Source organism: Ruegeria sp. C10, assembly GCF_056537805.1.
On record NZ_JBQFSC010000002.1, the window covers coordinates 294,593 to 317,992 of the forward strand.

General features: G+C 58.0%; 24 protein-coding genes. 14 read left to right on the forward strand and 10 right to left on the reverse strand.

All coding sequences use genetic code 11. From position 1 onward, the window contains the following. Nucleotides 1–8 precede the first annotated feature (8 nt). The 6 genes from ACR0DE_RS09820 to ACR0DE_RS09845 all read left to right on the forward strand — a co-directional run bounded on the left by ACR0DE_RS09820 (nucleotide 9) and on the right by ACR0DE_RS09845 (nucleotide 5,842). Nucleotides 9–509, forward strand: a complete 501-nt coding sequence (locus ACR0DE_RS09820) for a hypothetical protein (protein WP_480752910.1) — start codon at nucleotides 9–11, stop codon at nucleotides 507–509. Nucleotides 510–621: 112 nt separating this feature from the next. Further along, nucleotides 622–1,011 carry a nuclear transport factor 2 family protein gene (locus tag ACR0DE_RS09825; RefSeq protein ID WP_170396632.1) on the forward strand — a complete coding sequence of 130 codons (390 nt, stop codon included), beginning with the start codon at nucleotides 622–624 and terminating at the stop codon, nucleotides 1,009–1,011. Then, entirely contained in the window at nucleotides 1,008–3,800 is a 2,793-nt protein-coding gene (locus ACR0DE_RS09830; protein ID WP_480752912.1) for a [protein-PII] uridylyltransferase family protein, read from the forward strand. Before ACR0DE_RS09825 ends, ACR0DE_RS09830 begins: the two co-directional genes overlap by 4 nt. Next, complete coding sequence (locus tag ACR0DE_RS09835; protein WP_170513003.1) at nucleotides 3,787–4,059, forward strand: hypothetical protein; 273 nt, start codon at nucleotides 3,787–3,789, stop codon at nucleotides 4,057–4,059. Before ACR0DE_RS09830 ends, ACR0DE_RS09835 begins: the two co-directional genes overlap by 14 nt. 41 nt (nucleotides 4,060–4,100) lie before the next feature. Further along, nucleotides 4,101–5,303 (forward strand): RSP_2647 family RNA methyltransferase, encoded by a 1,203-nt coding sequence (locus ACR0DE_RS09840; RefSeq protein WP_480752914.1) that lies wholly within the window; start codon nucleotides 4,101–4,103, stop codon nucleotides 5,301–5,303. Next, a complete protein-coding gene (locus ACR0DE_RS09845) occupies nucleotides 5,300–5,842 on the forward strand; it encodes an RSP_2648 family PIN domain-containing protein (RefSeq protein ID WP_480752915.1) in 543 nt (180 codons plus the stop codon). Before ACR0DE_RS09840 ends, ACR0DE_RS09845 begins: the two co-directional genes overlap by 4 nt. A gap of 68 nt (nucleotides 5,843–5,910) precedes the next feature. On the opposite strand, the gene ACR0DE_RS09850 is transcribed toward ACR0DE_RS09845, so the two are convergent. From ACR0DE_RS09850 to ACR0DE_RS09880, 7 genes are all read right to left on the reverse strand, one after another. Beyond that, complete coding sequence (locus ACR0DE_RS09850) at nucleotides 5,911–6,600, reverse strand: M48 family metallopeptidase (protein WP_170396642.1); 690 nt, start codon at nucleotides 6,598–6,600, stop codon at nucleotides 5,911–5,913. Between the two features lie 84 nt (nucleotides 6,601–6,684). After that, nucleotides 6,685–8,487, reverse strand: coding sequence for a hypothetical protein (locus tag ACR0DE_RS09855; RefSeq protein WP_480752917.1), 1,803 nt, complete (start codon nucleotides 8,485–8,487; stop codon nucleotides 6,685–6,687). Between the two features lie 161 nt (nucleotides 8,488–8,648). Beyond that, entirely contained in the window at nucleotides 8,649–9,833 is a 1,185-nt protein-coding gene (locus ACR0DE_RS09860) for a vWA domain-containing protein (RefSeq protein ID WP_223117923.1), read from the reverse strand. A gap of 4 nt (nucleotides 9,834–9,837) precedes the next feature. Further along, nucleotides 9,838–10,005: a hypothetical protein gene (locus ACR0DE_RS09865; protein ID WP_170396648.1), complete on the reverse strand. Its 168-nt coding sequence runs from the start codon at nucleotides 10,003–10,005 to the stop codon at nucleotides 9,838–9,840. A 6-nt stretch (nucleotides 10,006–10,011) separates the two neighbouring features. Beyond that, nucleotides 10,012–11,376, reverse strand: a complete 1,365-nt coding sequence (locus ACR0DE_RS09870) for a DUF2927 domain-containing protein (protein ID WP_480752919.1) — start codon at nucleotides 11,374–11,376, stop codon at nucleotides 10,012–10,014. Then, nucleotides 11,373–11,822, reverse strand: coding sequence for a GNAT family N-acetyltransferase (locus ACR0DE_RS09875; protein WP_170422139.1), 450 nt, complete (start codon nucleotides 11,820–11,822; stop codon nucleotides 11,373–11,375). Before ACR0DE_RS09875 ends, ACR0DE_RS09870 begins: the two co-directional genes overlap by 4 nt. Before the next feature lie 90 nt (nucleotides 11,823–11,912). Next, nucleotides 11,913–12,758 carry an AAA family ATPase gene (locus tag ACR0DE_RS09880; protein ID WP_170406386.1) on the reverse strand — a complete coding sequence of 282 codons (846 nt, stop codon included), beginning with the start codon at nucleotides 12,756–12,758 and terminating at the stop codon, nucleotides 11,913–11,915. 385 nt (nucleotides 12,759–13,143) lie between these two features. Between ACR0DE_RS09880 and dksA the strand changes: the two genes are divergently transcribed. Further along, complete coding sequence (gene dksA / locus ACR0DE_RS09885; protein ID WP_074736317.1) at nucleotides 13,144–13,566, forward strand: RNA polymerase-binding protein DksA; 423 nt, start codon at nucleotides 13,144–13,146, stop codon at nucleotides 13,564–13,566. A 72-nt stretch (nucleotides 13,567–13,638) separates the two neighbouring features. After that, nucleotides 13,639–14,790 (forward strand): FAD-dependent monooxygenase, encoded by a 1,152-nt coding sequence (locus tag ACR0DE_RS09890; RefSeq protein ID WP_170595322.1) that lies wholly within the window; start codon nucleotides 13,639–13,641, stop codon nucleotides 14,788–14,790. Between the two features lie 4 nt (nucleotides 14,791–14,794). Here ACR0DE_RS09890 and xth read toward each other — a convergent pair whose 3' ends face one another. Then, entirely contained in the window at nucleotides 14,795–15,574 is a 780-nt protein-coding gene (gene xth, locus ACR0DE_RS09895) for an exodeoxyribonuclease III (protein WP_480752921.1), read from the reverse strand. Between the two features lie 280 nt (nucleotides 15,575–15,854). Then, nucleotides 15,855–16,178 carry a HesB/IscA family protein gene (locus ACR0DE_RS09900; protein ID WP_170406378.1) on the reverse strand — a complete coding sequence of 108 codons (324 nt, stop codon included), beginning with the start codon at nucleotides 16,176–16,178 and terminating at the stop codon, nucleotides 15,855–15,857. A 76-nt stretch (nucleotides 16,179–16,254) separates the two neighbouring features. Between ACR0DE_RS09900 and ACR0DE_RS09905 the strand changes: the two genes are divergently transcribed. After that, the gene (locus ACR0DE_RS09905) at nucleotides 16,255–17,412 is read left to right on the forward strand and encodes a deoxyguanosinetriphosphate triphosphohydrolase (RefSeq protein ID WP_480752925.1); all 1,158 of its coding nucleotides are present in this window, start codon (nucleotides 16,255–16,257) and stop codon (nucleotides 17,410–17,412) included. Here ACR0DE_RS09905 and ACR0DE_RS09910 read toward each other — a convergent pair. After that, nucleotides 17,394–17,945 (reverse strand): molybdopterin-binding protein, encoded by a 552-nt coding sequence (locus ACR0DE_RS09910; protein WP_170422124.1) that lies wholly within the window; start codon nucleotides 17,943–17,945, stop codon nucleotides 17,394–17,396. The two genes, ACR0DE_RS09905 and ACR0DE_RS09910, sit on opposite strands and share 19 nt — an antisense overlap. Before the next feature lie 130 nt (nucleotides 17,946–18,075). On the opposite strand from ACR0DE_RS09910, the gene argS reads away from it, so the two are divergent. From argS to scpB, 5 genes are read left to right on the forward strand one after another with little or no spacing between them, the layout of a single operon-like run. Continuing rightward, the gene (gene argS / locus ACR0DE_RS09915) at nucleotides 18,076–19,821 is read left to right on the forward strand and encodes an arginine--tRNA ligase (RefSeq protein ID WP_480752928.1); all 1,746 of its coding nucleotides are present in this window, start codon (nucleotides 18,076–18,078) and stop codon (nucleotides 19,819–19,821) included. A 39-nt stretch (nucleotides 19,822–19,860) separates the two neighbouring features. Beyond that, complete coding sequence (locus ACR0DE_RS09920) at nucleotides 19,861–20,952, forward strand: SPOR domain-containing protein (RefSeq protein ID WP_480752930.1); 1,092 nt, start codon at nucleotides 19,861–19,863, stop codon at nucleotides 20,950–20,952. Beyond that, on the forward strand, nucleotides 20,949–21,956 hold the full coding sequence (nagZ, locus tag ACR0DE_RS09925; protein ID WP_480752932.1) for a beta-N-acetylhexosaminidase: 1,008 nt from the start codon (nucleotides 20,949–20,951) through the stop codon (nucleotides 21,954–21,956). The genes ACR0DE_RS09920 and nagZ overlap by 4 nt, the downstream gene beginning before the upstream one ends. Then, a complete protein-coding gene (locus ACR0DE_RS09930) occupies nucleotides 21,946–22,740 on the forward strand; it encodes a segregation and condensation protein A (protein WP_170509855.1) in 795 nt (264 codons plus the stop codon). The genes nagZ and ACR0DE_RS09930 overlap by 11 nt, the downstream gene beginning before the upstream one ends. Beyond that, on the forward strand, nucleotides 22,733–23,383 hold the full coding sequence (scpB, locus tag ACR0DE_RS09935) for an SMC-Scp complex subunit ScpB (RefSeq protein WP_170422113.1): 651 nt from the start codon (nucleotides 22,733–22,735) through the stop codon (nucleotides 23,381–23,383). The genes ACR0DE_RS09930 and scpB overlap by 8 nt, the downstream gene beginning before the upstream one ends. Nucleotides 23,384–23,400: the final 17 nt, after the last annotated feature.

Genomic DNA, 23,400 nt, shown 5'->3' on the forward strand with positions numbered 1-23,400 from the left:
AGGGGGAGATGTTCGATGTGCATGGGTTCGATACAAATGGCGATCTGGTATTGGCGTCATACGGCTATTACGAGGTCGTCGAGATCGCAGGCAAGCTTCACCAAAACGGAATTTCTGATTTTGCACTTAGTTTCGAGGTGTCGTTCGAGCTCGAAATGAATGAGACCGGTCTTTATGAAGTATTTGCTGCGGTCTCGTTCGATGGCCAAATTGACTTTAACGACGGAATGTCGCGCTACTTTGAGTTTGAAGAGGATATGTATTTCCCAGCTCGCGATCTGGGGAGTGTGGAATTTGGCCCTTTGCCAGATGGCTTGTTCCAACAACTGGCGATGTTCCAGGCTCATATGGGTGACGCCTGGGACGAGTTGGTGAGTTTGAACGATCAGCTTGAGGCGGTGTTTTTGCAGCTTCGTGAAGACGAGCACTATGATGAGTGGGATTTGGCCGGGCAGGGGATTGAAAATCCGTTCACTTTCGATTTGCCGCCAGTGGATCAGTGGCTATAACGATTTGGACATTCGGCCCTTTCTGCTGTTCAATCGGACAGGGCTAAGCCAACTCTGTCCGATCATGTGCGCTGGCCGCATCTGATTTTCGGCCGTCACAAGTCATAGGCAAATGGAAGATATTGAAAACACCAGCCCACCGTCACTCGATCAGATACTCTCGCTGGAAAAACAGGTATGGACTGCGCTGGTTGAAGGCAATGCACAGGCGGACCGGGCACTGTTGAGCCCCGATTTTCTGGGCGTGTATCCAACGGGTTTTGCCAATCGCGACGATCATGTTGGCCAGTTCGCCGATGCGCCTACGATGGCGCAATATGAACTCAGCGATACCAGGTTGCGCGTCTTATCGGCGGATGTGGTTTTGCTCTCATACAGGGCAGATTATCTGCGTCCCGAAGCACAGGAATGGGAGGCGATGCTGATCTCATCCCTGTGGGAGCGGCGTCACGACGTCTGGATCAACAGTTTCAGCCAGGACACGCCACTGGAACGGTCATGAGCCAGCCTCTTGTTATCAACCGCTTGCCGCGCGCTTTTCATACCGATCTGGGTGACGAAACCCGCGCGGCGCTGCCCGATTTGACTGCCGAGCAGGGGGAGTTGATCGCGGGAACTGCGGGCTCTAGCCCCTACCTGAAAGGTTTGATTGACCAAGAAAGGGACTGGTTGCCGCACGCGTTGCAGCAACCGGACCAGGCATTGGCGGATGTGATGGGCGCAGCGCGCGCGCTGCCGCCGGATCAGTTGAAACCCGGTTTGCGGCAAGCGAAGAGGCGCATGGCCTTGCTGACGGCGCTGGCCGATCTGGCAGGTGCGTGGCCGTTGGAAAAGGTAACTGCCGCGCTGACCGACTTTGGCGCTTTGGCCGCAGATGTGGCAGCGAAGGCCGAAATTGCTGCGCTGATCCGGCGCGGCAAGCTGCCGGGTATGACCGAAGATGATGTCGAAACCGCAGCTGGTATGGTCATTCTGGCGATGGGCAAAATGGGCGCGTATGAGCTGAATTATAGCTCAGATATCGATCTGATCGTGCTGTTCGACGAAACCCGCTTTGATCCCGATGATTTCTACGAAGCGCGACAGGGCATGGTGCGCGCCACGCGGAATTTCTGTGCCACGCTCAGCGACAAGACGGCGGATGGCTATGTGTTCCGCACCGATCTGCGATTGCGCCCCGACCCGGCGGTGACGCCTGTGTGTCTGGCGATGGAAGCGGCTGAGCGCTACTATGAAAGCCTTGGGCGCACGTGGGAACGCGCGGCCTATATCAAGGCACGCCCCTGCGCCGGGGACATCGCGGCAGGTCTGAGATTCCTCGATGCATTGCGCCCGTTCGTCTGGCGGCGGCATCTGGATTTTGCCGCCATTCAAGACGCCCATGACATGCGACTGCGTATACGCGAGAACAAGGGAACGGGCGGAAGCCTCTCGATTCCCGGTCACGACATGAAGCTGGGGCAGGGCGGTATTCGAGAAATCGAGTTTTTTACTCAGACCCGCCAATTGATCGCGGGCGGACGTGATCCAGACCTTCGTGTACGGGGCACCGTTCCCGGTCTGGCGGCGCTGGCCTCAAAAGGCTGGGTGCCCGAAGATGTCGCCGAGAAGCTGACTGACCACTACCGCGCCCACCGCGAGGTCGAGCATCGCATCCAGATGGTGCACGACGCACAGACCCATAAGATGCCAAATTCAGAGGACGGTTTCGAACGGGTCGCGTGCCTGATGGGGATCAGCAGCGCCGAACTGACCGCCGAACTGACCCGCCGCCTGACCGAAGTGCACGAACTGACCGAAGGGTTCTTCGCCCCTGGACCAGGCGCGGCACCCGTGCCGCTTCAGGAGGTTGAGTTTGACAAGGGTGTGCTGGCCCGCTGGCCGACTTACCCGGCGCTTCGATCGCAGCGTGGTGCACGGATATTCGAGCGGCTCAGACCGGAACTTTTAGCGCGATTGGCTAAAACTGCGAAACCCGACGAAGCATTGCTGGCACTGGATGGGTTTTTGGCAGGATTACCCGCTGGAGTGCAGTTGTTTTCCCTGTTCGAAGCGAACCCGCATCTGATTGATCTGCTGGTCGATATCGTTGGGACGTCACATGCGCTCGCCACCCATCTGTCGCGCAACTCCTCGGTTTTTGATGCGGTGATTGGTGGCAGTTTCTTCAGCGATTGGCCCGGGCAGGCGACCTTGCAGTTGGACTTGACGCAGGCCCTGGCAGAGGAAAGCGACTATGAAACACAGCTCGATTTCGCTCGTCGCTGGTGCAAGGAGTGGCACTTTCGCATCGGTGTGCATCATCTGCGCGGACTGATCGATGGGGCGCAGGCCGGGCAGCAATATGCCGAACTGGCGCAGGCCGTGATTGCGGCGGTTCTGCCCTGCGTTGTCGACCAGTTCTCCAAAAAGCATGGACCGGCGCCCGGGCGCGGCGCCGCGGTTTTGGGCATGGGGTCACTTGGGGCAGGGCGCATCAACTCGCAATCCGATCTGGACATGATTGTCATCTACGATCCTCAGGATCAGGACATGTCCGATGGCCCTCGCCCGCTGGCAACGCGGACATACTACGCTCGTTTCACCCAGGCTCTGATCACGGCGCTCAGCGCGCCAATGTCGCAGGGACGGCTTTATGAGGTCGACATGCGTCTGCGCCCGTCGGGCAATCAGGGGCCGGTGGCTACAAGCTGGGTCAGCTTCACCAACTATCAGCAGAATGAGGCCTGGGTGTGGGAACACCTTGCTTTGACCCGCGCCCATGTGGTCGCAGGCGACGCCGGTCTGGCCGAGGATATCGAAAACTTCCGCGCTGAATTCCTGTCGCAAACGCGCGACCGCCAGAAGGTGCTGAAAGAAGTCGCCGAGATGCGCGAAAGACTGGCCGCAGCCAAAGCACCAGCGGGCGTTTGGGACGCAAAAAATGGGCCGGGTCGCATGATGGATATCGAACTGATGGCAGAGACGGGCGCATTGCTGGCCGGATTGCCCCAGCGCGATGTACACTCGGGTCTGGACGGGGCGGTCGCTGTCGGGCTGCTGGATGTCGCGCAGGCGCAAACCCTGAAGGGTTGTTACGATTTATGCTGGTCGGTGCAATGTGCGGCGCGTCTGCTGTCGGGAAAGGTGATCGAGGCCGACAAGATCGGTGAAGGCGGTACGGCCTTTCTGTGTCGGGCGACCGGGTTCGATCAGGTCGAACAGCTGCAATCCGCGTTGCAAGACAATTACAGCACTGCGGCCTCGTTGATTGGCGCAGTTGTCGGAGGGGTTGAAGATGGCACGCAGTGATGATCCGAATGACCACAAAGGCCTGATCCGCGAGGCGTATCGCATTGAAGGCATCACCTTGCCCGAGTGTCGCAGCATCTTTCTGGATTGGGCGCTGAGCCTGCCTGGAGAGCTTGACCAAAATCAGGCTCTGACCAACCTGCACGCAGTCTATTCGGAACAGGCTGCTGATCATCCGATGACGCAGGTCCTGACCGAGGGTTTGCAGGCGGCCCATGCCCCCAAGCGTCGTGGCGGCTGGCGCAAGCGCAACCGTTAACGGGGCTTTCACCCACGCGCATTCACGATTATGAGGGCGCCATGACACCCGTAGCTGACCGCCCCCGTATCCGTTTGAAACCCAAGGCCAATGCGCGTGGCCTGCGCCACGGGTTTCCCTGGGTCTATGCCAATGACATCGTCACCGACCGCCGGACCCGCAAAATCGGGCCGGGGTCCTTGGCTGTGCTGGAAGACGAGAAGCGCGCGCCAATCGCTCTGGTCGCGGTGAATCCGGCCTCAAAGATCATGTGCCGGGTGCTGGATCGCGACATTAACGCGCAGTTGGATGCGGACTGGTTTGAAACCCGTCTGCGCCGCGCGCTTGAGATGCGCGAGCGACTGTTCGATGCGCCTTACTATCGCCTGATCCATGCCGAGGCGGATGGGTTTCCCGGGGTGATCATCGACCGGTTCGGAGACGCCTGCGTGATCCAACCCAACGCAACCTGGGCTGAGGCACATCTTGAATCTCTGACCGACGCGCTAGTCAAGGTGACCGGGGTCGACACAGTGTTGAAGAACGCCTCGGGGCGCACGCGTGTGCTCGAGGGGTTGGACGACACCAATCTGACCTTGCGCGGCATCGCGCCCGATAAGCCTCTGCCGGTGCCAATGAATGGCGCAACCTACATGGCTGACCTGACTGGTGGACAGAAAACCGGCCTGTTCTATGACCAACGCCCCAATCACGCGTTTGCCGCCAAGTTGGTTCACCCCGAGGCGCAGGTGCTGGATGTATTCAGCCACGTCGGAGGCTTTGGTCTGGCCATGCTGGCGGGCGGCGCAGCACAGGCGTTGTCCGTTGACGGCTCGGCAGCGGCGCTCGAACTGGCGGCGAAGGGCGCTGAAGCCTCAGGATTTTCTGCCCGTTTCCAGACCCGACAAGGCGACGCCTTTGATATACTGACCAAACTCGGCGAAGAGGACGCGTTGTTCGACGTCGTCATCTGTGATCCCCCGGCTTTTGCACCTTCGAAACAGGCGTTGGATGCAGGTTTGCGCGCCTATGAGCGTACCGCACGTCTGGCGGCTCCGCTGGTCAAACCGGGCGGGTATCTTGGCCTCTGCTCCTGTTCTCATGCCGCTGATCTGGGCCGTTTCCGCGATGCCTCATCCCGTGGGATCGGACGGGCAGGACGACAGGCCCAACTGATCCGAACTGGCTTTGCCGGGCCGGACCATCCACAACTGCCGCAGCTGGCAGAAAGCGGCTACCTCAAAGCCGTGTTTTACCGTCTGTGAAGGTCGTTCTGGATACCTGCGTCATCTATCCCACGGTGATGCGAGAGATGCTGTTGGGCGCTGCGAGGCTTGGTTATTTCACGCCCGTCTGGTCTGCACGTATCCTCGAAGAATGGGCCCGCGCCGCCCGCAAGCTTGGCCCCGAGGGCGAGGCGCAGGCGCGCGCCGAAATCGCGCTGGTTCAGGCCCAATGGCCAAATGCCGAGCAACCAGCCAACCTCGGTGTTGAACAGCGCCTATGGTTGCCGGATGCCGCCGACATCCACGTTCTCGCAACGGCGGTCACAAGCTCGGCAGATGTCATTGTCACCGTCAATGCCAAGGACTTTCCCAAGAATATGTTGGCCGACGAAGGGCTTGAGCGGCGCGATCCGGACGGGCTGCTGCATGAACTCTGGCTGTCCGACCCCGAAGGCATGACGCAGGTTTCCAAAGCGGTCCTTGCTGAAGCCAACCGGCTATCCGGTGCTCAATGGACCTTGCGCAGCTTAATGAAAAAAGCCCGCCTGCCGCGCCTTGGCAAAGCCCTGAGTACTTAATTCGGGATCCCATTCATCTGGCCAAAAATTTCTCGGGGAGCGCGAGGGGCTGGCCCCTCGCTCCTATCCTAAACTCCCACGCCCCACTTTTGTTCAAGTACTTCCAGAGCTGCGATCCGCTCATCCGTCTTTGGATGACTCATCAACCAAGCGGGCACAACGCCCGCGCGCTGCTGTGTCAGATCCTCAAGCTTGTGGAACAAAGACTTCTGTGGACCAATCCCGATCCCGGCTTTTGTCAAAAGCGCAGCCGCATATTCATCCGCCTCATATTCATCACTCCGCGACAGGCGGGAGGCCAGCAAATGAGTCAGCATATTTGCAATCCAGGCTCCAATGAACGGGATGAAGCGGTTCAATAGCATCATCAGCGCAGCACGCAGGGCGTTTTGACCCGAGAAATCAATCATCCGCCGCCGGGCGTGGCCAAGGGCGACATGGCCCAATTCATGCGCGATTACGCTTGCCATTTCTTCCGCTGATACTTCGCCGTTGCCAAATTTGCGATAAAAACCGCGAGTGATGAAAATACGCCCATCCGGCGCTGCCAGCCCGTTCACCGGATCGATCTCGTAGATGTAGACTGGGACCCGATCAATCTCCAAGGCTGCAGCCAGCCGGTCCGTCATGCGTTTTAGCGCAGGATCGGCCAGTTCGGTGGACTTCGCATCCAACTCACGATGTGTGCGCCAGACGGATATCCGGTACATCACAACGGCATAGGCTATGGCCAGCAGGATGGGTGTTAAGCGAAGCATGAGTTAGATATGGGCGGCCCACCCCGAGGAGGCAAGCGGTAACTCGCCCTTCACGTCCGATCAGTTATGCGGCTCAATCCAGCCTTACCTGCCTGGCGAGGGCAGGTGCAGGTTCGAATGAAACTCGGCAAGGGACTGCTTGATTAAGACCTCGCCCTTCGAAGCCTCAAAAAATGCGCGTTCAGCTTCCTTTTCTGCGACCAGAGCATCAACTCTCAGGTCCCTCACATCCGCGCGCAGAGCGTCGCGCGCCTCCTCGTAGGTTTCAGCATCGCGCAGCTCATCCTCAAGCGCACTCAGCTTGTCATCATAGTCCGGGTCCGCAGGATCAAGTGCGGCGATATCATCGGCGATGTCTTCGCTGCTGCGGCCATCGTAGTCTTCGTTCAGATCACGCAGTTCACGGCGCGCCTCATAGAGGTCACCGCGTAAGTCGTAATAGGTTTCCGCCGCCGCCTGGTAGGTCGCGATTTTGCCGACATTGCTGTTGGGTGAAGCATTGCGGAACGCCGGGGCCGCTGCCTTAGACGCATTCAGGTTACGCAGCTTGTCCGAGCCATAGGGATCGGTGATCGCTGCAACAAGCGGGTCGCGGTAATAGCGGTAGCGGTCCTTCTTGCGATCGGAATATGGCTTTTCGTAGCGCAGTCGATAGTCGGTTTCATCATAGATCTTCTTATCGTCCGAATAGCGGTAGCCGTCAGGATCGTAAGGCACCGGCTGGATCGTTGCCCAGTCCTTGTGCCGGTGGTTTGGCTGTGGCAGATCGAGATTGCCGTGGAACTCGCCCAGCGTCGCTTTGGTCAATGTACGCCCTTTCGAAGCGTCATAAAAGGCAGCCTCCGCATCTTGCAACGCGTCGCGGGTTTCGTATTTCAGATCCCTCAGATCAGCGCGCAGATCGTCGCGCGCCTCCTCATAGGTTTCTGCATCGCGCAACTCATCCTCAAGCGCACTCAGCTTGTCATCGTAGTTCGGGTCCGCAGGATCAAGCGCGGCGATATCATCGGCGATGTCTTCGCTGCTGCGGCCATCGTAGTCTTCGTTCAGATCACGCAGTTCACGGCGCGCCTCATAGAGGTCACCGCGCAGGTCGTAATAGGTTTCTGCCGCCGCCTGATAGGTCGCGATCTTGCCGACATTGCTGTTGGGTGAAGCATTGCGGAACGCCGGGGCTGCTGCCTTAGACGCATTCAGGTTACGCAGCTTGTCCGCGCCATCGGGATCGGTGATCGCTGCAACAAGCGGGTCGCGATAGCGACGCTTGCTGGGCTTCTTACTGTCATAGTGCTTGGATTTATAATCTGTGCGAGCAACAGGTCGCGGGGAATACTCAACAGGAGCAACCGACGCCTTGCGATACGTTTTCGTTACGCGGTTCGCGCTTGACTTGGTTTTTACCGGCGAACGCTTGCCAAATAGTTGCTCGACATCGCGTTTAAACTCTCTTCCAAAGCCCGCCAGTGTGGTCTTTTGTACCTTGCCGTTCCGTCCCTTAGCTTTAGCAGAGGTTTTGGCTGACCGGTGGTGTTTTGCCTTTTGCTTCTTGTTGAACCCGAAAGCCTTTTCCACGCGGTGCGTTTTGGACTTGGCCTTGCCGGCATCTTTACCCGCGCTTTTGGAACCCTTAGCTTTGCCAGATTTTCCCTTTTCGCCACTTTTGTTGCCGTCGTTGCCTTTTCCGGACTTACCCTTGCCTTTGTTGCCATCGTTGCTTTTTCCAGAATTACCTTTGCCGCCGCCGCGGCCCTTTCCATTGCCATTATCATTCTTGGCATAAGCGGCGTCAGGGGAAAGTACCAATGTCGCGGTCGCACCCGATGCAATTGCGAACGCTGTAATGGTCAAAACAGATGTCAGGATATTTCGTAGTTTTGAAATGGTCATCTCAGCCCCCCAGCTTCAATCCCTTTGCCGTATATCACGAATTCGAGAGAGGCAGGGAATTTTGCCGAGATTGTTTCTTTGATGGTTCTTTTGACGCGAATATCTCTGAAAAATGGGCCTATTGTTTCCGGTTTCTGAAACAACAAGGACTCCGACGGTGACTATCGCGTCAGTTCCCGCATACCTTGTTCTAAACCCGCCAGCGTCATGGGTACCATGCGATCTTCGAATATCTCACGGATCATGCCGATCGAATGGGTGTATTCCCAATACTTCTCTGGCACTGGATTGATCCACAGGTTCGATGTCCACTGTTCGCGTGCACGGCCCAGCCAGACTTGGCCAGATTCCTGATTCCAATGCTCATTTGCACCACCGGGATAAGCGATCTCGTAAGGACTCATCGAGGCATCGCCGACAAAGATGCATTTGTAGTCCGGCCCGTATGTGCGCAAGACCTCGTGCGTCGGAGTTTGCTGATCCCAGCGGCGGCGATTGTCGCGCCAGACGCCTTCATAGAGGCAATTGTGGAAGTAGTAGTATTCCAGATGTTTGAACTCGGTCCGGGCCGCCGAGAACAGTTCTTCCACAACCTTGATATGCGGATCCATCGACCCGCCCACGTCCAGAAACAGAAGCACTTTGACGGCGTTGTGACGTTCGGGACGGGTTTTGACATCCAGATAGCCGTGTTCAGCCGTAGCTCTGATCGTTCCATCCAGATCAAGCTCTTCCGCTGCACCTTCACGCGCCCAGCGGCGCAGGCGTTTCAAGGCAACCTTGATGTTCCGGGTACCCAGTTCAACAGTGTCATCTAAGTTCTTGAATTCGCGCTTGTCCCAGACCTTTACGGCACGCTGATGGCGGCTTTCTTTCTGGCCGATGCGCACGCCTTCGGGATTGTAGCCATAGGCGCCGAAAGGTGAGGTGCCTGCGGTGCCGATCCACTTGTTACCGCCCTGATGGCGACCCTGTTGGTCCTTGAGGCGCTCGCGTAGCGTCTCCATCAGTTTATCAAAGCCACCAAGCGCCTCGATCTCGGCTTTTTCTTCATCCGAAAGGTGCTTTTCGGCCATCTTTGCAAGCCACTCGGCGGGAATATCGACCGCCTCGAGTACTTGATCGAAACTGATTTCACCCAACCCTTCGAAACTGGCGGCAAAGGCACGGTCGAACTTGTCGATGTTGCGCTCGTCTTTCACCATCGAAACGCGGGCGAGATAGTAAAACGCCTCGACATCGTATGTCGCCAAGCCCTTTTTCATCCCTTCCAGAAACGTCAGGTACTCGCGCAGAGATACGGGAATGCCAGCGTTTCGGAGGTTTTCGAAGAAGGGCAGGAACATCGTTCTATACCAGGCGGACAATGACCAGTGAAATCACCAGCCCGACCAACGCAAAGGCAATGCCGTAACCTGCAGCGTATTGAGCCATATCAGCACCGCTTCCGTTACGTTTGCGTGCTGTCAACGCGCCCAGAATCGCGCCCAGAATAGCCATGCCCAGAACCACTATCATGTGACGTTATCCACCCGTGCTTGTGGCGGCTGACTGCGCGATGTCTTGTGTGACCGAGCGCACCACCAAATCCGAGCCGAAGCCGTAACGTGCCCATCCGATACTGTCCAGCCGAACGCGACGTGCCTGATCTAGTTGACCGGACTGCCGCAGTGCCTCGGATTTGAGCAGCAGCAGGGTGGCCAGAAGGGCGGCGTTCTCGGCCTTGGTCATGACATTGATTGCTTTGTTCAATTCGGGCAGGGCCTCGGTGCCCTGACCCTGTGCCAAAGCAAATGCTGCGGTTTGTGCCGTGATATGAGCGCGCTGAATTTCCGTTCCCGGGGTGGCGTTCAGGTATTTCAGGGCAATTTCATATTGCTGCTGCGCCGCCTCGGGGTCGTCGAATTGCCCCATGCGCCCCAGCAGATAATGCGGATAGGCGCGGCGGTGGTCGGTCCAGCCTTGCTGTTGACCAATTCGCGCTGCCTCGTTCGCAGCGTTAACGCGCTTGGCCGTACCAGCGCCAGCCCCCAAAGCGCGTTGAACTGCATTAATCCACGCCCGAGGTGTCTCAGTAACCTGTTGTGGCGCAACCCGATCCCCTCTGGGGTTCAGCCGGCTGAGTACGCCGGGCAGAACCGCCGCCACCTGTTCACGTGTCATGCCATTTTGCAGCTCAGGCGCATAGGCTGCGCGCAGGATCAACATGTCGAATCCGGTCAGAACCGTGTGGAAATTGTCGTCGTTGAATACTGAATCGGTTAGGCGATAGAGGTCGTTCAGAGGTCCAAGTGCCTGAGCCAATTCTTCATGCAGGCAGTCCCGAATTTCCTGTGGGCTGGCATCGTAGGGGATGAATATCCCGATCCGTTCACGTTTTCGCAGTTCGGTCCAGTTGCTTTTGCTTTTGCGCCTGTCACGGCGGTATTCTTCCAGACTTGAAGAGTTGGGCACGACGAAACAGGCGGCCTGCGGCAGGATGCGGCGGATCTGTTTCTGGCTTACAGCCTCGATCGTGATGCTCGCCTGACCCTCTGGAATCTGCCGGATGTCGATCTTCGCCTCACGTTGCAACCGGGTCAGCAGCCGGCTCAGGTCGGTCTGCATCGTTGGTGGCGGTGTCCCAGTCAGACGCACCGTGATGGGTCCATCAAACCGGGTGAAAACGGGCAACTCTGCGCCGCTCTCAAGTGCGAAATGCAGCGATAGGAAATCTGCGGCGATGTTCTTGTTTGAACGGGCAGGCGGGCTTGGACGAGCAGCGCCGAAGGATTTAGACGGCGGCAGCGAAGCTTCAATCACCTGGGTACGGGTCGGCGTCTCGATCCGGTCGACCGTGGTGCAGGCAGACAGCGCCGCCAGAAGTAGGGTTGCGCCTAGAAGCCTCATGGTCGCTGATACTTCAGGAACGGCGACAACTTGCCGATGCGGTCATAGAGTTTGCGTGCGGTATGGTTGTTTTCCTGCGTCAGCCAATAGACTGAGGGGGCTTTCTGCCTGTCCGCTTCTTCATAGACGGCCTCAATCAGGGCGCGTCCAACTCCGGTGCCTCTCGCTTCTGGGCGGGCATAGAGATCCTGCAGATAGCAGACACTTTCTTCCTTCCAGGCGTGGCGATGAAACAGGTAGTGGGTCAGTCCAAGCAGTTGCCCATCCAAATCCGCGACAAAACAGGAAAAGTCATTCGGATCATCACCTAAGAGCCGCGCAAAGGTGCTTTGGAAAGTCGAATCCGGCACTTCGGTTTCATAAAATGCCAGGTAGTCACGCCACATTTCGGCCCATTGATCCCGGTCTTCTGGTCGCAAGGGGCGAATTGTGAGGGCGTTAGACATTTTATTTTTTCCTGCTCTGGAGGCCCGATTGGCGCGGGGTCTTTCGTTGATGTAATGCTGACACTCGACCGTACCGATGACAAGCTGTGATCACCGCTTGCTACGCGCCATAAAGGCCAGCCTTTCAAACAGGTGTACGTCCTGCTCATTTTTTAGAAGCGCACCATGTAGCTTGGGCAGTGCATTCACACCGTCGCGTTTAAGGTCCTCAGCGCTCAAGTCCTCAGCCAAGAGCAGTTTCAGCCAGTCCAGCACTTCCGAGGTCGAGGGCTTTTTCTTCAAACCCTGCGTTTCGCGGATTTCGTAGAACTGGGTCAGCGCGGTGGTCAGCAGCGCATCTTTGATGCCGGGGTGATGGACTTCGACGATACGGCGCATCGTGGCTTCGTCTGGAAAGCGGATGTAGTGAAAGAAGCAGCGGCGCAGGAATGCGTCAGGTAGCTCCTTTTCGTTGTTTGAGGTGATTATGACGATCGGGCGGTTCTTGGCCCGGATCGTCTCGCCAGTCTCGTAGACGTGGAACTCCATCTTATCGAGTTCTTGTAATAGATCGTTGGGAAATTCGATATCAGCCTTGTCGATCTCGTCGATCAGTAGCACAACCTTTTCATCCGCATCGAATGCCTGCCATAGCTTCCCCTTGCGAATATAGTTCGAGACATCATGCACGCGCTCATCACCTAGCTGACTGTCACGTAGACGGCTGACCGCATCGTATTCATACAACCCCTGCTGCGCGCGCGTTGTGGATTTCACGTTCCACTCAATCATCGTCAGCCCCAGCGCGCCTGCGACCTGTTTCGCCAGCTCGGTTTTGCCGGTTCCGGGTTCGCCCTTGACAAGCAGCGGGCGTTCCAGCGTGACGGCGGCGTTCACGGCAATGTTCAGATCGTCGGTGGCAACATATTCTGCGGTGCCTTGAAAACGTGCGGTCATGGGACCCCTCATGTGGTTTCCGCGGAATGCGGGCTGGGTTTGCTCTGCTCGGGTTACAGAGAGGCAAGGTTATTTACAAGCCGGGCCGCAGCGTCGCGAAAGGATGGAATGGGCTGTAAGTCCAATCTGTTTTGGGCGATTCGTTCGGGACGGGGTATCGCAGGGGTTGAAGCTGCCTGAAAAACGCCTTGCGAGAACCACAGAAAAACAAGGTTTTGTTGTTACAAGTCTCAATATTAGAGCAGTCGGAGTGACGCGGCGGCGAGGCATACGTTTGTGTAGTGACAATCTTTGCCCCGTCGGATAAACGCTCCGCAGAAGGGGGTGCCGAATGTCAGGTAATACAATCGCAACCGACGTTTCAGGCCATACCGAGGGAGCAAATATGAAGCAGGAAGTTTTTCTGCCGGAAGATTACCGTCCGGCTGAAGATGAACCTTTCATGAATGATCGCCAGCTTGAGTATTTTCGCCGCAAGCTGATGGATTGGAAGACAGAACTACTCGCAGGCAGCCGTGATACGATCGAAGGTCTGCAGGACAACACCCGAAACATTCCCGATGTCGCTGACCGCGCAAGCGAAGAGACCGACCGTGCGCTGGAACTGCGCACCCGGGATCGTCAGCGCAAGCTGGTGGCCAAAATCGACTCGGCCCTGCGCCGGATCGAAGAAGGGGAGTATGGATATTGCGAGAAGACCGGTGATCCGATCTCGCTCAAGCGCCTGGATGCGCGCCCTATCGCGACTATGACGCTTGAGGCGCAAGAGCGTCACGAGCGCCGCGAAAAGGTCCACCGCGACGATTGATCGCTGGGAAATTGCAACAAAACAACTGCGCCGGGGCCTGTCGCTTCGGCGTTTTTGCGTTATGGCAGGTCCATGAATATCAATGGTCTGAATTTCTGCGTCATTGGCGGCGGCATTGGGGGCATGGCGGCGGCACTCGCACTGCGAAGTCAGGGTGCTCAGGTGACGGTTCTGGAGCAGGCCCCAGAACTGACCGAAGTTGGTGCTGGATTGCAAATCAGTGCGAACGGGATGGCGGTACTGCGTGCGCTAGGCGTAGCTGGTAAGGTCCCGGAAGCTGGACAAATCTCGGGTGGGACCGTTCTGCGCGATTACCGTAATGGGCGCGTGATCAGTCGGGTCCCGGTCCCTGCCGCTGGGTCGACTTACTATTATCACCGGGCAGATCTGCTGGACCTGTTACACAAAGCCGCCTTGCGCTCTGGGGTGGATATTCGGCTGGATGCACCTGTCGCCACGGTTCATAAACACCCAAGCGAAGCCGAGATCGTTCTGGAAAGCGGCGAAAGGCTGCGTGCGGAATGCGCGATCGCCGCAGACGGTGGGCGCAGCGCTATCCGCCCGATCTTGAATGGCCCCGAGGTCCCGGTTTTCACCCATCAGGTTGCCTGGCGAGCAACGATCCCCTGGACCCAGCGAGAAGAACTGCCATGCGCGTCCTTGACGATGGGGCCAGGCCGGCACGTGGTAACCTACCCGCTGCGCGATCAACGCCTCGTGAACATCGTGGCCATAGAAGAGCGTTCCGACTGGAAAGAGGAAGGCTGGCGTCGTCAGGGTGATCCCGACGACCTGCGAACCCGGTTCGCCGAATTTGGCGGACCGGTTGGTGACATATTGTCAAAGATTGACGAGGTTCACCTTTGGGCGCTGTTTCTGCGCCCCGTGGCGCAAATCTGGCAGAATGGGCGATTGGCCTTACTTGGGGATGCGGCGCACCCGACGTTGCCTTTTATGGCCCAAGGAGCTTGCCTGGCACTGGAAGATGCCTGGGTCCTGACACGCGCGTTCCAGGACAACTCAGGCGTCGCCCGCGCATTGGCTACCTATGAAGCCACTCGACGACCGCGTGCCAGGCAAGTGGTTGGCGCCGCAGGCGCAAATGCTCGTAATTTCCACCTTCGTGGGCCAATGAGGCTGGCCGCACAGGCCGCCTTAATGGCGGTTGGTCCACGCTTGGCGCGGCGCTACGAGTGGATCTATAGCTACGACGCGACCGCGTAAGCGTTCACAGGTCGAGATCAATCCAGACCGGCACATGGTCCGAAGGTTTTTCGTGCCCCCTCACTTCGGCATCGATCCTGCAATCACGCATCAAATCTGCAGCTTGCGGCGTCAGAAGAAAGTGATCGATGCGAATCCCGTCGTTTCTGTTCCACGCACCGGCTTGATAATCCCAGAATGAGTAATGACCGGGGCCTTGCGTTCGAGCGCGAAATGCTTCGGTAAAGCCCAGATTCAATACCTTGCGGAATGCAGCACGACTTTCGGGTCGAAATAGCGCATCCTCGCGCCAGGCGTCGGGGCGCTTGGCATCTTCGGCCTGCGGGATGATATTGTAATCCCCGGCCATCAACGCGGGTTCCTCTGATGCCATCAAATCGCGGGCACGATCATAGAGGCGCTCCATCCACTCAAGCTTGTAGTCATATTTCGGCCCCGGCACCGGATTGCCATTTGGCAGATACAATCCGCAGATGCGCAGTGCTCTCTTTCCTATGACAGTAGCTTCGATCCAGCGCGCCTGCTCATCACTTTCATCACCGGGCAACCCACGGGAGACATCCTCAAGCGGCAATTTCGAAAGGATTGCAACGCCGTTGAAGCTCTTTTGCCCGTGGGTTTCAACGTTATATCCGCGCTCCTCGAAAATCTCGCGGGGGAAATTCTCATCGATTGATTTGATTTCCTGCAGCAACACGACATCGGGCTGCGCCTCATCCAACCAGCGAGGTAACGCCTCGGCGCGTGCCTTGATACCGTTGATGTTGAATGTGACGATTTTCATGCGTGATCCTCCGGTGCCATTGGCAACCTATCGCGCAGAATACACGCAACGGCAAGTTGCCGTACAAGTTAGCGAGGCTCTGCCTCGCGCTCCGAGGTATTTTGGGCCAGATGAAGAAACGGATTCTTAACCATATTCGTCAAAACTGAGTATGCGGTACAGGCGGAGGCGCCGATGACCGCGCCAGGTGAAGCTCTCTGACTTTGACTTTCAGAGAGTGGATCCCTCTTCATCTGGCTAAAAATACCTTGGGGGTGTGGGGGCAAAGCCCCCACTGGCGCTACATCGAGAACGATGTGCCGCAGCCGCAGGAAGACGTGGCGTTGGGGTTCTCAATCACGAAGCGCGCGCCGATGAGTTCCTGTGTGAAATCAATTACCGCGTTCTCCAGAAACGGCAGAGAGATCGAGTCGACGATGACCTTTTGGCCTTTGCCCTCTAGCACCAAATCGTCCTCTTTCGGCTCATCCAGGGCGATCTCGTATTGAAAACCGGAACATCCGCCACCCTCCACAGCGACACGCAGGGCCTGGCCCTGATCTGCGGCACCGATTTCGGCCAGGCGTTCAAAGGCGCGTTCTGTGACTGTTGGGGGCAGATTCATGCCGGTCTCCAAAGGTTTATTTCCTTAGCATCGTACAATATATGGAACCTGACGACAGGCGACAAGGACAAGACCTTTGGACAGAGCGGGTTTTGCCTCGGACCCAGGCCGCGCGAGGGGGCGGCTTGTACCTGAGGAGGAAAGCAGTTTTCGGTCATGCTTTCAGCGCGACCGTGACAGGATTATTCATGCCAGCGCGTTTAGGCGCCTCAAACACAAAACTCAGGTGTTTGTTGAGCATGAGGGCGACAGTTATCGAACCCGCCTGACGCATTCCATAGAAGTGGCTCAGGTGGCTCGAACGATTGCCGGGGCCTTAGGCTTGAACGGCGAATTGACCGAAGCGGTCGCGTTGGCGCACGACCTCGGGCATACGCCGTTTGGCCACACGGGCGAGGATGCTCTGCATGCGTTGATGGAGCCATATGGTGGCTTTGACCACAACGCACAGGCCATTCGGATCGTAACCAAACTTGAGCGTCACTACGCCGAGTTCGATGGGTGCAACCTGACCTGGGAATGTCTGGAAGGGATAGCCAAGCACAACGGGCCGGTCACTGGTGCATTGCCTTGGGCATTGGCCGAATGCAACCAGGGCTTTGACCTCGAACTCCATACTCATGCGAGCGCTGAGGCGCAGGTCGCGGCGTTGTCGGACGACATTGCCTACAACAATCACGATCTGTTTGACGGATTGCGGGCGGGATTGTTCAGAGATGAAGACATTCAGCAGCTTCCCATAATTGATGCCTGTTTCGCCGAAGTGGATGCCAATTATCCGGGTCTTGACCCTTATCGCCGTCGGCACGAGGCGCTCAGACGGGTATTTGGCGTCATGGTTTCGGATGTTATCGACACCTCACGCGCGTTGATAGCGGCCTCGGGGGCGCAGTCGGTCGAGGATATCCGCCATCTGGGTTATCCGGTCATTCAATTCTCGGATGATCTTTGGGCGAAGCTCAAACAGATCCGCGCCTTCCTGTTTTCGCGCATGTATCGCGCACCGAGCGTGATGGAAGTGCGCGCCAGTGTCAGCAAGGTGGTTGAGGAACTGTTTCCGATTTACCTGTCCGACCCGAAACAGATGCCCAGGCACTGGCATGTCGATATCGAGATGGCAAAGGATGAGACCGCGCTGGCCCGCATCGTCTCGGATTATATCGCGGGCATGACCGACAGGTTTGCGCTGCAAGACCATGCCCGGCTTACCGGAGATCACTCGATCGCAATATAGGCGATGGCCCAGACCTGTTGGCTGGCTTGTGTTTGAGCCAGTTCAGCATCATTCGTGGGCGGGAAAACGATCATCGTGGGGCCGTAACTACCAATGCCCATCGGCACGCCATCCGCGTGGGTGGCCACGATGGGTTGATGTGTCTCGATGCTTTCCCATGGGATTTCAGCCTGATAGCCATCCATAGCCATGGGCAGAGCAGATTTGCCCCTCGCACCTGCCATCGTCATCACGTCGGACAACAGTGGGCCGGAAAAGGTATAGTCGCGCTGGTTCTCTGGCGGGCCGTAGGGGATGGTGATTTCGATCTGTTCCAACCCGTCCAGCATGGCAGCGTCAAAGCCTGCTGCACCGTCATGTGTGACTTCGAGAAAACCCAACAGCCCACCGTCGTTCTCAGCGCGCGCGGGCAGATTGGTTTCGGTGATGGCGCCACCGAGCGTCAGCAGTACGTGGCCTTGAGGTGAGGGCATCTCGGCCCATGTGGGCAGGGCGGTGGTCAGCAACAGGGCGAAGGGCAGGGTAAGGCGCATTCAGGGGCTCCGGTCACGGTTTTCCCCGACCTTAGCCCTGATAGCGGTTAATCCAAGCGCAAAATTTAGGCGTCCATTGACCTTGGCGCTTTGCGTGGTAAACCCCGCGGCAAGCAAAAGGACATCCGAAATGAACCTGTTCTCCGAGATCCGCGGCCTGGTACTGGACGCGCTGGCGCAGATGCAGTCCGAAGGCGCGCTGCCTGAGGGGCTGAGCTTTGACAACGTGGCAGTTGAGCCTCCGCGCGATGCGGCGCATGGCGATATGGCGACCAATGCGGCGATGGTACTGGCGAAACCGGCGAAGATGAAGCCGCGGGACATTGCGGATGTGCTTGCGGGCAAGCTGTCTGCAGACAACCGGATCACCAGCGCCGAGGTGGCGGGCCCGGGTTTTCTAAACCTGCGGCTTGCGTCTTCGGTTTGGCAGGGAGTGTTGGCTGCGGTGCTGGAAAAGGGCACCGATTATGGCCGTTCGACCATGGGACATGGTCAGAAGGTGAACGTGGAGTATGTCTCGGCCAACCCGACCGGCCCGCTGCATGTGGGCCACACGCGGGGAGCTGTGTTCGGTGATGCGCTGGCAAGCTTGCTGGCCTATTCGGGCCATGAGGTGACCCGCGAATACTACATCAACGATGGCGGCGCGCAGGTGGATGTGCTGGCGCGGTCGGCATATGAACGGTATCGCGAGGCTAACGGGCTGAGCCCTGAGATCGCCGAAGGTCTCTATCCCGGCGATTACCTGATCCCGATCGGTCAGGCGCTGAAAGAGAAATACGGCGACAGCCTGATCGACAAGCCTGAAAGCGTATGGCTGGAAGAGCTGCGCGAGTTCTCGACCAACGCTATGATGGACCTGATCCGCGCCGACCTGAAGGCGTTGGGTGTTGAGATGGATGTGTTCTTCTCAGAGAAGTCGCTCTACGGCACAGGGCGGATCGAGGCTGCGCTTCAGTCGCTGACCGACAAGGGCCTGATCTACGAAGGCGTTCTTGAGCCGCCCAAGGGCAAGAAGCCCGAGGATTGGGAACCGCGCGAGCAGACCTTGTTCAAGTCGACCGAACACGGGGATGACGTCGACCGCCCGGTCAAGAAATCGGACGGCAGCTGGACCTATTTCGCCCCGGATATCGCTTATCATTATGACAAGGTGAGCCGTGGGTTTGACGCGCTAATCGACGTGTTCGGTGCGGACCATGGCGGCTATGTCAAACGGATGAAGGCGGCGGTTTCGGCCCTTTCCGATGGTAAGGTGCCGCTGGATATCAAGCTGACCCAATTGGTGAAGTTGTGGAAGAATGGCGAGCCATTCAAGATGTCCAAGCGGGCAGGGAACTTTGTCACGTTGCGCGATGTAGTCGATCAGGTCGGGCCTGATGTAACCCGTTTCGTGATGCTGACCCGCAAGAACGACGCACCGCTGGATTTCGATTTCGACAAGGTGCTGGAACAAAGCCGCGAAAACCCGGTGTTCTACGTCCAATACGCCCATGCCCGCGTCATGAGTGTGCTGCGCCGCGCCGCTGAGGCCGGGATTTCTGCCGATGATACTACGCTATCAGGGGCAGATCTGGGCAAGATCGACCACGCCTCTGAGCTGACCGTTGCCAAGAAGCTGGCAGAATGGCCACGTCTGGTTGAAATCGCCGCTCGCACAAATGAACCGCACCGGGTTGCCTTCTATCTCTATGAATTGGCAGGAGATTTCCACGCGCTGTGGAACAAGGGCAATGACGAAACCCAGTTGCGCTTCATTCAGGATGGCGATGTTGCCACAAGCCAATCGAAAATCGCACTGGCCCGGGCTGTTTCTGTTGTGATTTCAGCGGGCTTGGGTATTCTTGGCGTTACCCCGGCGCAGGAGATGCGATAACAAATATCGCCCGAACCGCCGGTCTGAGGCAGACAAGATATGACCCGCGCGCCACTTTTTACGGCGCAATCGGGCGGTGAGGCGGAAATGGCACGTTACGATTACTCGGGGCAGCATAGCCCCGAGCAGATGCATTACTCGAATCAATCGCATCCTGAAGATGCGTATGATTATCCTGATGAAAGCTATAGCTATGATGACGCCCCGCGCGCAGGCGCTGGGCTGGGCCGCATTGTCAACGTGCTTGGGGCGGTTGCGTCTTTGGCGCTGGTCGCCGGAGTCGGCGTTTGGGGCTACCAACTGATCATGCGCGACGTCAGCGGGGTACCGGTCGTGCGTGCCGCCGAAGGACCCATGCGCGTGCAGCCCGAAAATCCCGGCGGGACGCCTGCTGATCATCAGGGTCTAGCGGTGAATGCAGTTGCCGCTGTCGGGACTGCTGCACCGCCGGCAGATCGTCTGATCCTTGCACCGCGCCCCGTGTCTCTGACTGATGAAGACACGCCCATGACCGCGCTTGAGGCCACAAATGCAGTGCAAGTGATTGAGGAACCCGCCACTGATCAGGCGATCGTGAACGCTCTGGCCGAAGGGCTCGCCGCCGAACCTCTGCCTGAACAGACGCCTGAGCAGGGCGTGCAATTGGCTTCCCTGGTCACGCCCGAAGACGAGCCCGCGATTGATCCGGCTGATTACGCCGCGCAACAGCCCGACCCTAAGATTGCTGCACTGCCTGGTGTGCGCCGGTCGCTGCGTCCGCATGTGCGTCCAGCCCGCGCTACGCCAAGTTCTATTTCGTCCAACAGCGCTACGGAAGCTGCGATCAATGCTGCAGTAAAGGCTGCTGTTGGTCTGGATGTTGATCCCGATACATTGACCAAAGGCACGCGACTTGCTCAGCTTGGGGCATACGAAAGCGCCGATGTGGCGCAGGCCGAATGGGCACGTTTGAATGGCCGATTTGGAGAATATATGGATGGAAAACAGCGTGTTATTCAGAAGACCTCAAGCGGAGGGCGAACCTTCTATCGCCTGCGTGTCATGGGGTTTGATGATCTGAGCGACTCGCGCCAGTTTTGCGCGGCCCTAGTCGCGCAGGGTGCAGACTGTATCCCGGTCGCCGTCCGGTGAGATTTGGCGCGGTTATCACCGATGCCGAAGGGCTGCGCCTGACGCCGGATGAAAAAGCTTTGTTCAAAGAGATGAACCCGTTCGGGTTCATTCTGTTTGCCCGCAACATCGAATCCGCTGATCAGACCCGCGCCTTGTGCGAGGACTTCCGCGAGGCGGTTGGCCGAAATTGCCTAATCACAGTCGATCAGGAAGGTGGCCGCGTACAACGTCTGCGCGCACCTTTAGCCCGTGAATGGTTGCCCCCTTTGGATCATGTCGCGCATGCCGGAGATCAGGCCGAGCGCGCGATGTATCTGCGCTATCGTCTGATCGCGCATGAACTGCTGGAATTGGGCATCGACAGCAATTGTGCGCCGATGGTCGATCTGGCCCGCGAGGGTACTCATGCGTTCCTGAAGAACCGCTGCTATGGGTCCGATCCCGAAAAGGTTTCCGCGATTGGCCGAGCCGTTGCCAACGGACACTTTGATGGCGGAGTGTTGCCGGTAGTAAAGCACATGCCCGGCCACGGTCTGTCGACGCTCGACAGTCATCACGAGTTGCCGCATGTGGATCTTTCTCTAAGTGCACTGGAAACAGCAGATTTTGCACCATTCCGCGCGCTGAACGACTTGCCGATGGGGATGACGGCGCATTTGGTTTATGACCAGATCGATCCACGGCCCGCAACGATTTCTGCTGGAATGATGACGATGATTAGGGAGCGCATCGGTTTCGACGGTCTGATTATGACCGACGATATCACGATGAAAGCCCTGAACGGCGCGCCCGCCGACTTGGCCCGACAGGCACTGCACGCCGGATGCGATGTGGCCTTGCACTGCAACGGGGCCTTTGAAGAACGCGCGCAGGTGCTCGAAGCCGCTGGTGAGATGTCGGATGCGGCACAAGCCCGCGCAGATCGGGCGCTGGCCCGGAGACAACCGCCACAGGAACTTGACATCCAAGCCGCCGAGGCGGAACTATCTGCCCTAATGGGCGGGCAGGTATATGCAGGATAACCTTTTCAGCGAAGACCCGGTCTCGGTTGCCGATCGGCTGGCCGCCGAGGCTTTGATTGTGGACGTCGATGGGTTTGAGGGTCCGCTCGATGTGCTTTTGACACTTTCGCGTACGCAAAAAGTGGACTTGCGCAAAATCTCGGTTCTGGCGTTGGCGCAACAGTATCTGACCTTTGTCGAAAAAGCGCGGCAATTGCGGATTGAGCTGGCGGCGGATTATTTGGTGATGGCGGCCTGGCTGGCCTTCCTCAAATCACGCCTGTTATTGCCTCCAGACCCGGATGACGAAGGCCCATCGGGCGAGGAACTCGCCGCGCACCTCGCATTCCAATTGGAGCGTCTGCAGGCCATGCGCGATGCCGCTGCGCGCCTGATGGCGCGTGATCAATTAGGCCGCGATTTTTTCAAACGCGGGCAGGGTGAGGATGTTACGCGTATCCGCACCGTGACCTATTCCGCCACACTGCTGGACCTGATGCAGGGCTATGCGCGTATCCGCACGCGCGACGAGTTCCGCCCCTTCGTCATGGACCGCGACGCCGTTTTCACCATGGAACAAGCGCTTGAGCGGATGCGGCCCCTAATAGGCTTTGCCGGTGCGTGGACGGATATGGAGACCTACCTGCCCGAAGGCTGGGATGCTGATCCGGTTCGGCGACGCTCTGCCACGGCTGCAACCTTCGCAGCCTCGCTTGAGCTGGTGAAAGAAGGACATATGGAGATCAAGCAAAGCGAGACCTTTGCGCCGATCCATCTGCGTAAGAGGACTGAGACACGTGACTGACGCCAACGAAGAGACAGGCACACTGTTCGAAGCGCCGCCCTTGGCGGAACAGGAACGTATGGTCGAGGCCGTGCTGTTTGCCAGCGCCGAGCCAGTGACGATTGGTGATCTCGAAGCGCGTATGCCCCATGGCAGCAATGCCGCGCAAGCTGTTGAATCGCTTCAGAAACGGTACGAAGGGCGCGGGGTGCGTGTGGTGCGCGTTGGTGAGGCCTGGGCAATCCGTACCGCCCCTGATTTGGGCTTCCTGATGCAAAAAGAAACTGTCGAGACCCGCAAACTCAGCCGGGCGGCCATCGAAACGCTGGCGATCGTGGCTTATCACCAGCCCTGCACCCGCGCCGAGATTGAGGAAATCCGGGGCGTGTCCGTTTCGCGCGGCACCATTGATCAACTGCTTGAGATGGAGTGGATCCGACTGGGCCGCCGTCGCATGACACCAGGCCGTCCGGTGACATTCGTCGTAACGCCTGAGTTTCTGGATCATTTCGGGCTGGAAAACGCCCGTGACCTGCCGGGCCTGAAGGAGTTGCGCGCAGCCGGACTGTTGGAGAATCGCCCACCCCCTGGTGCTGTGCCGCTGGGCGAAGGAAAGGGTGATGACGAGGACGAAGATCAAACCGAGCTGTTCGAAGAAGAGTGATCGGACGGCCCTTTTAT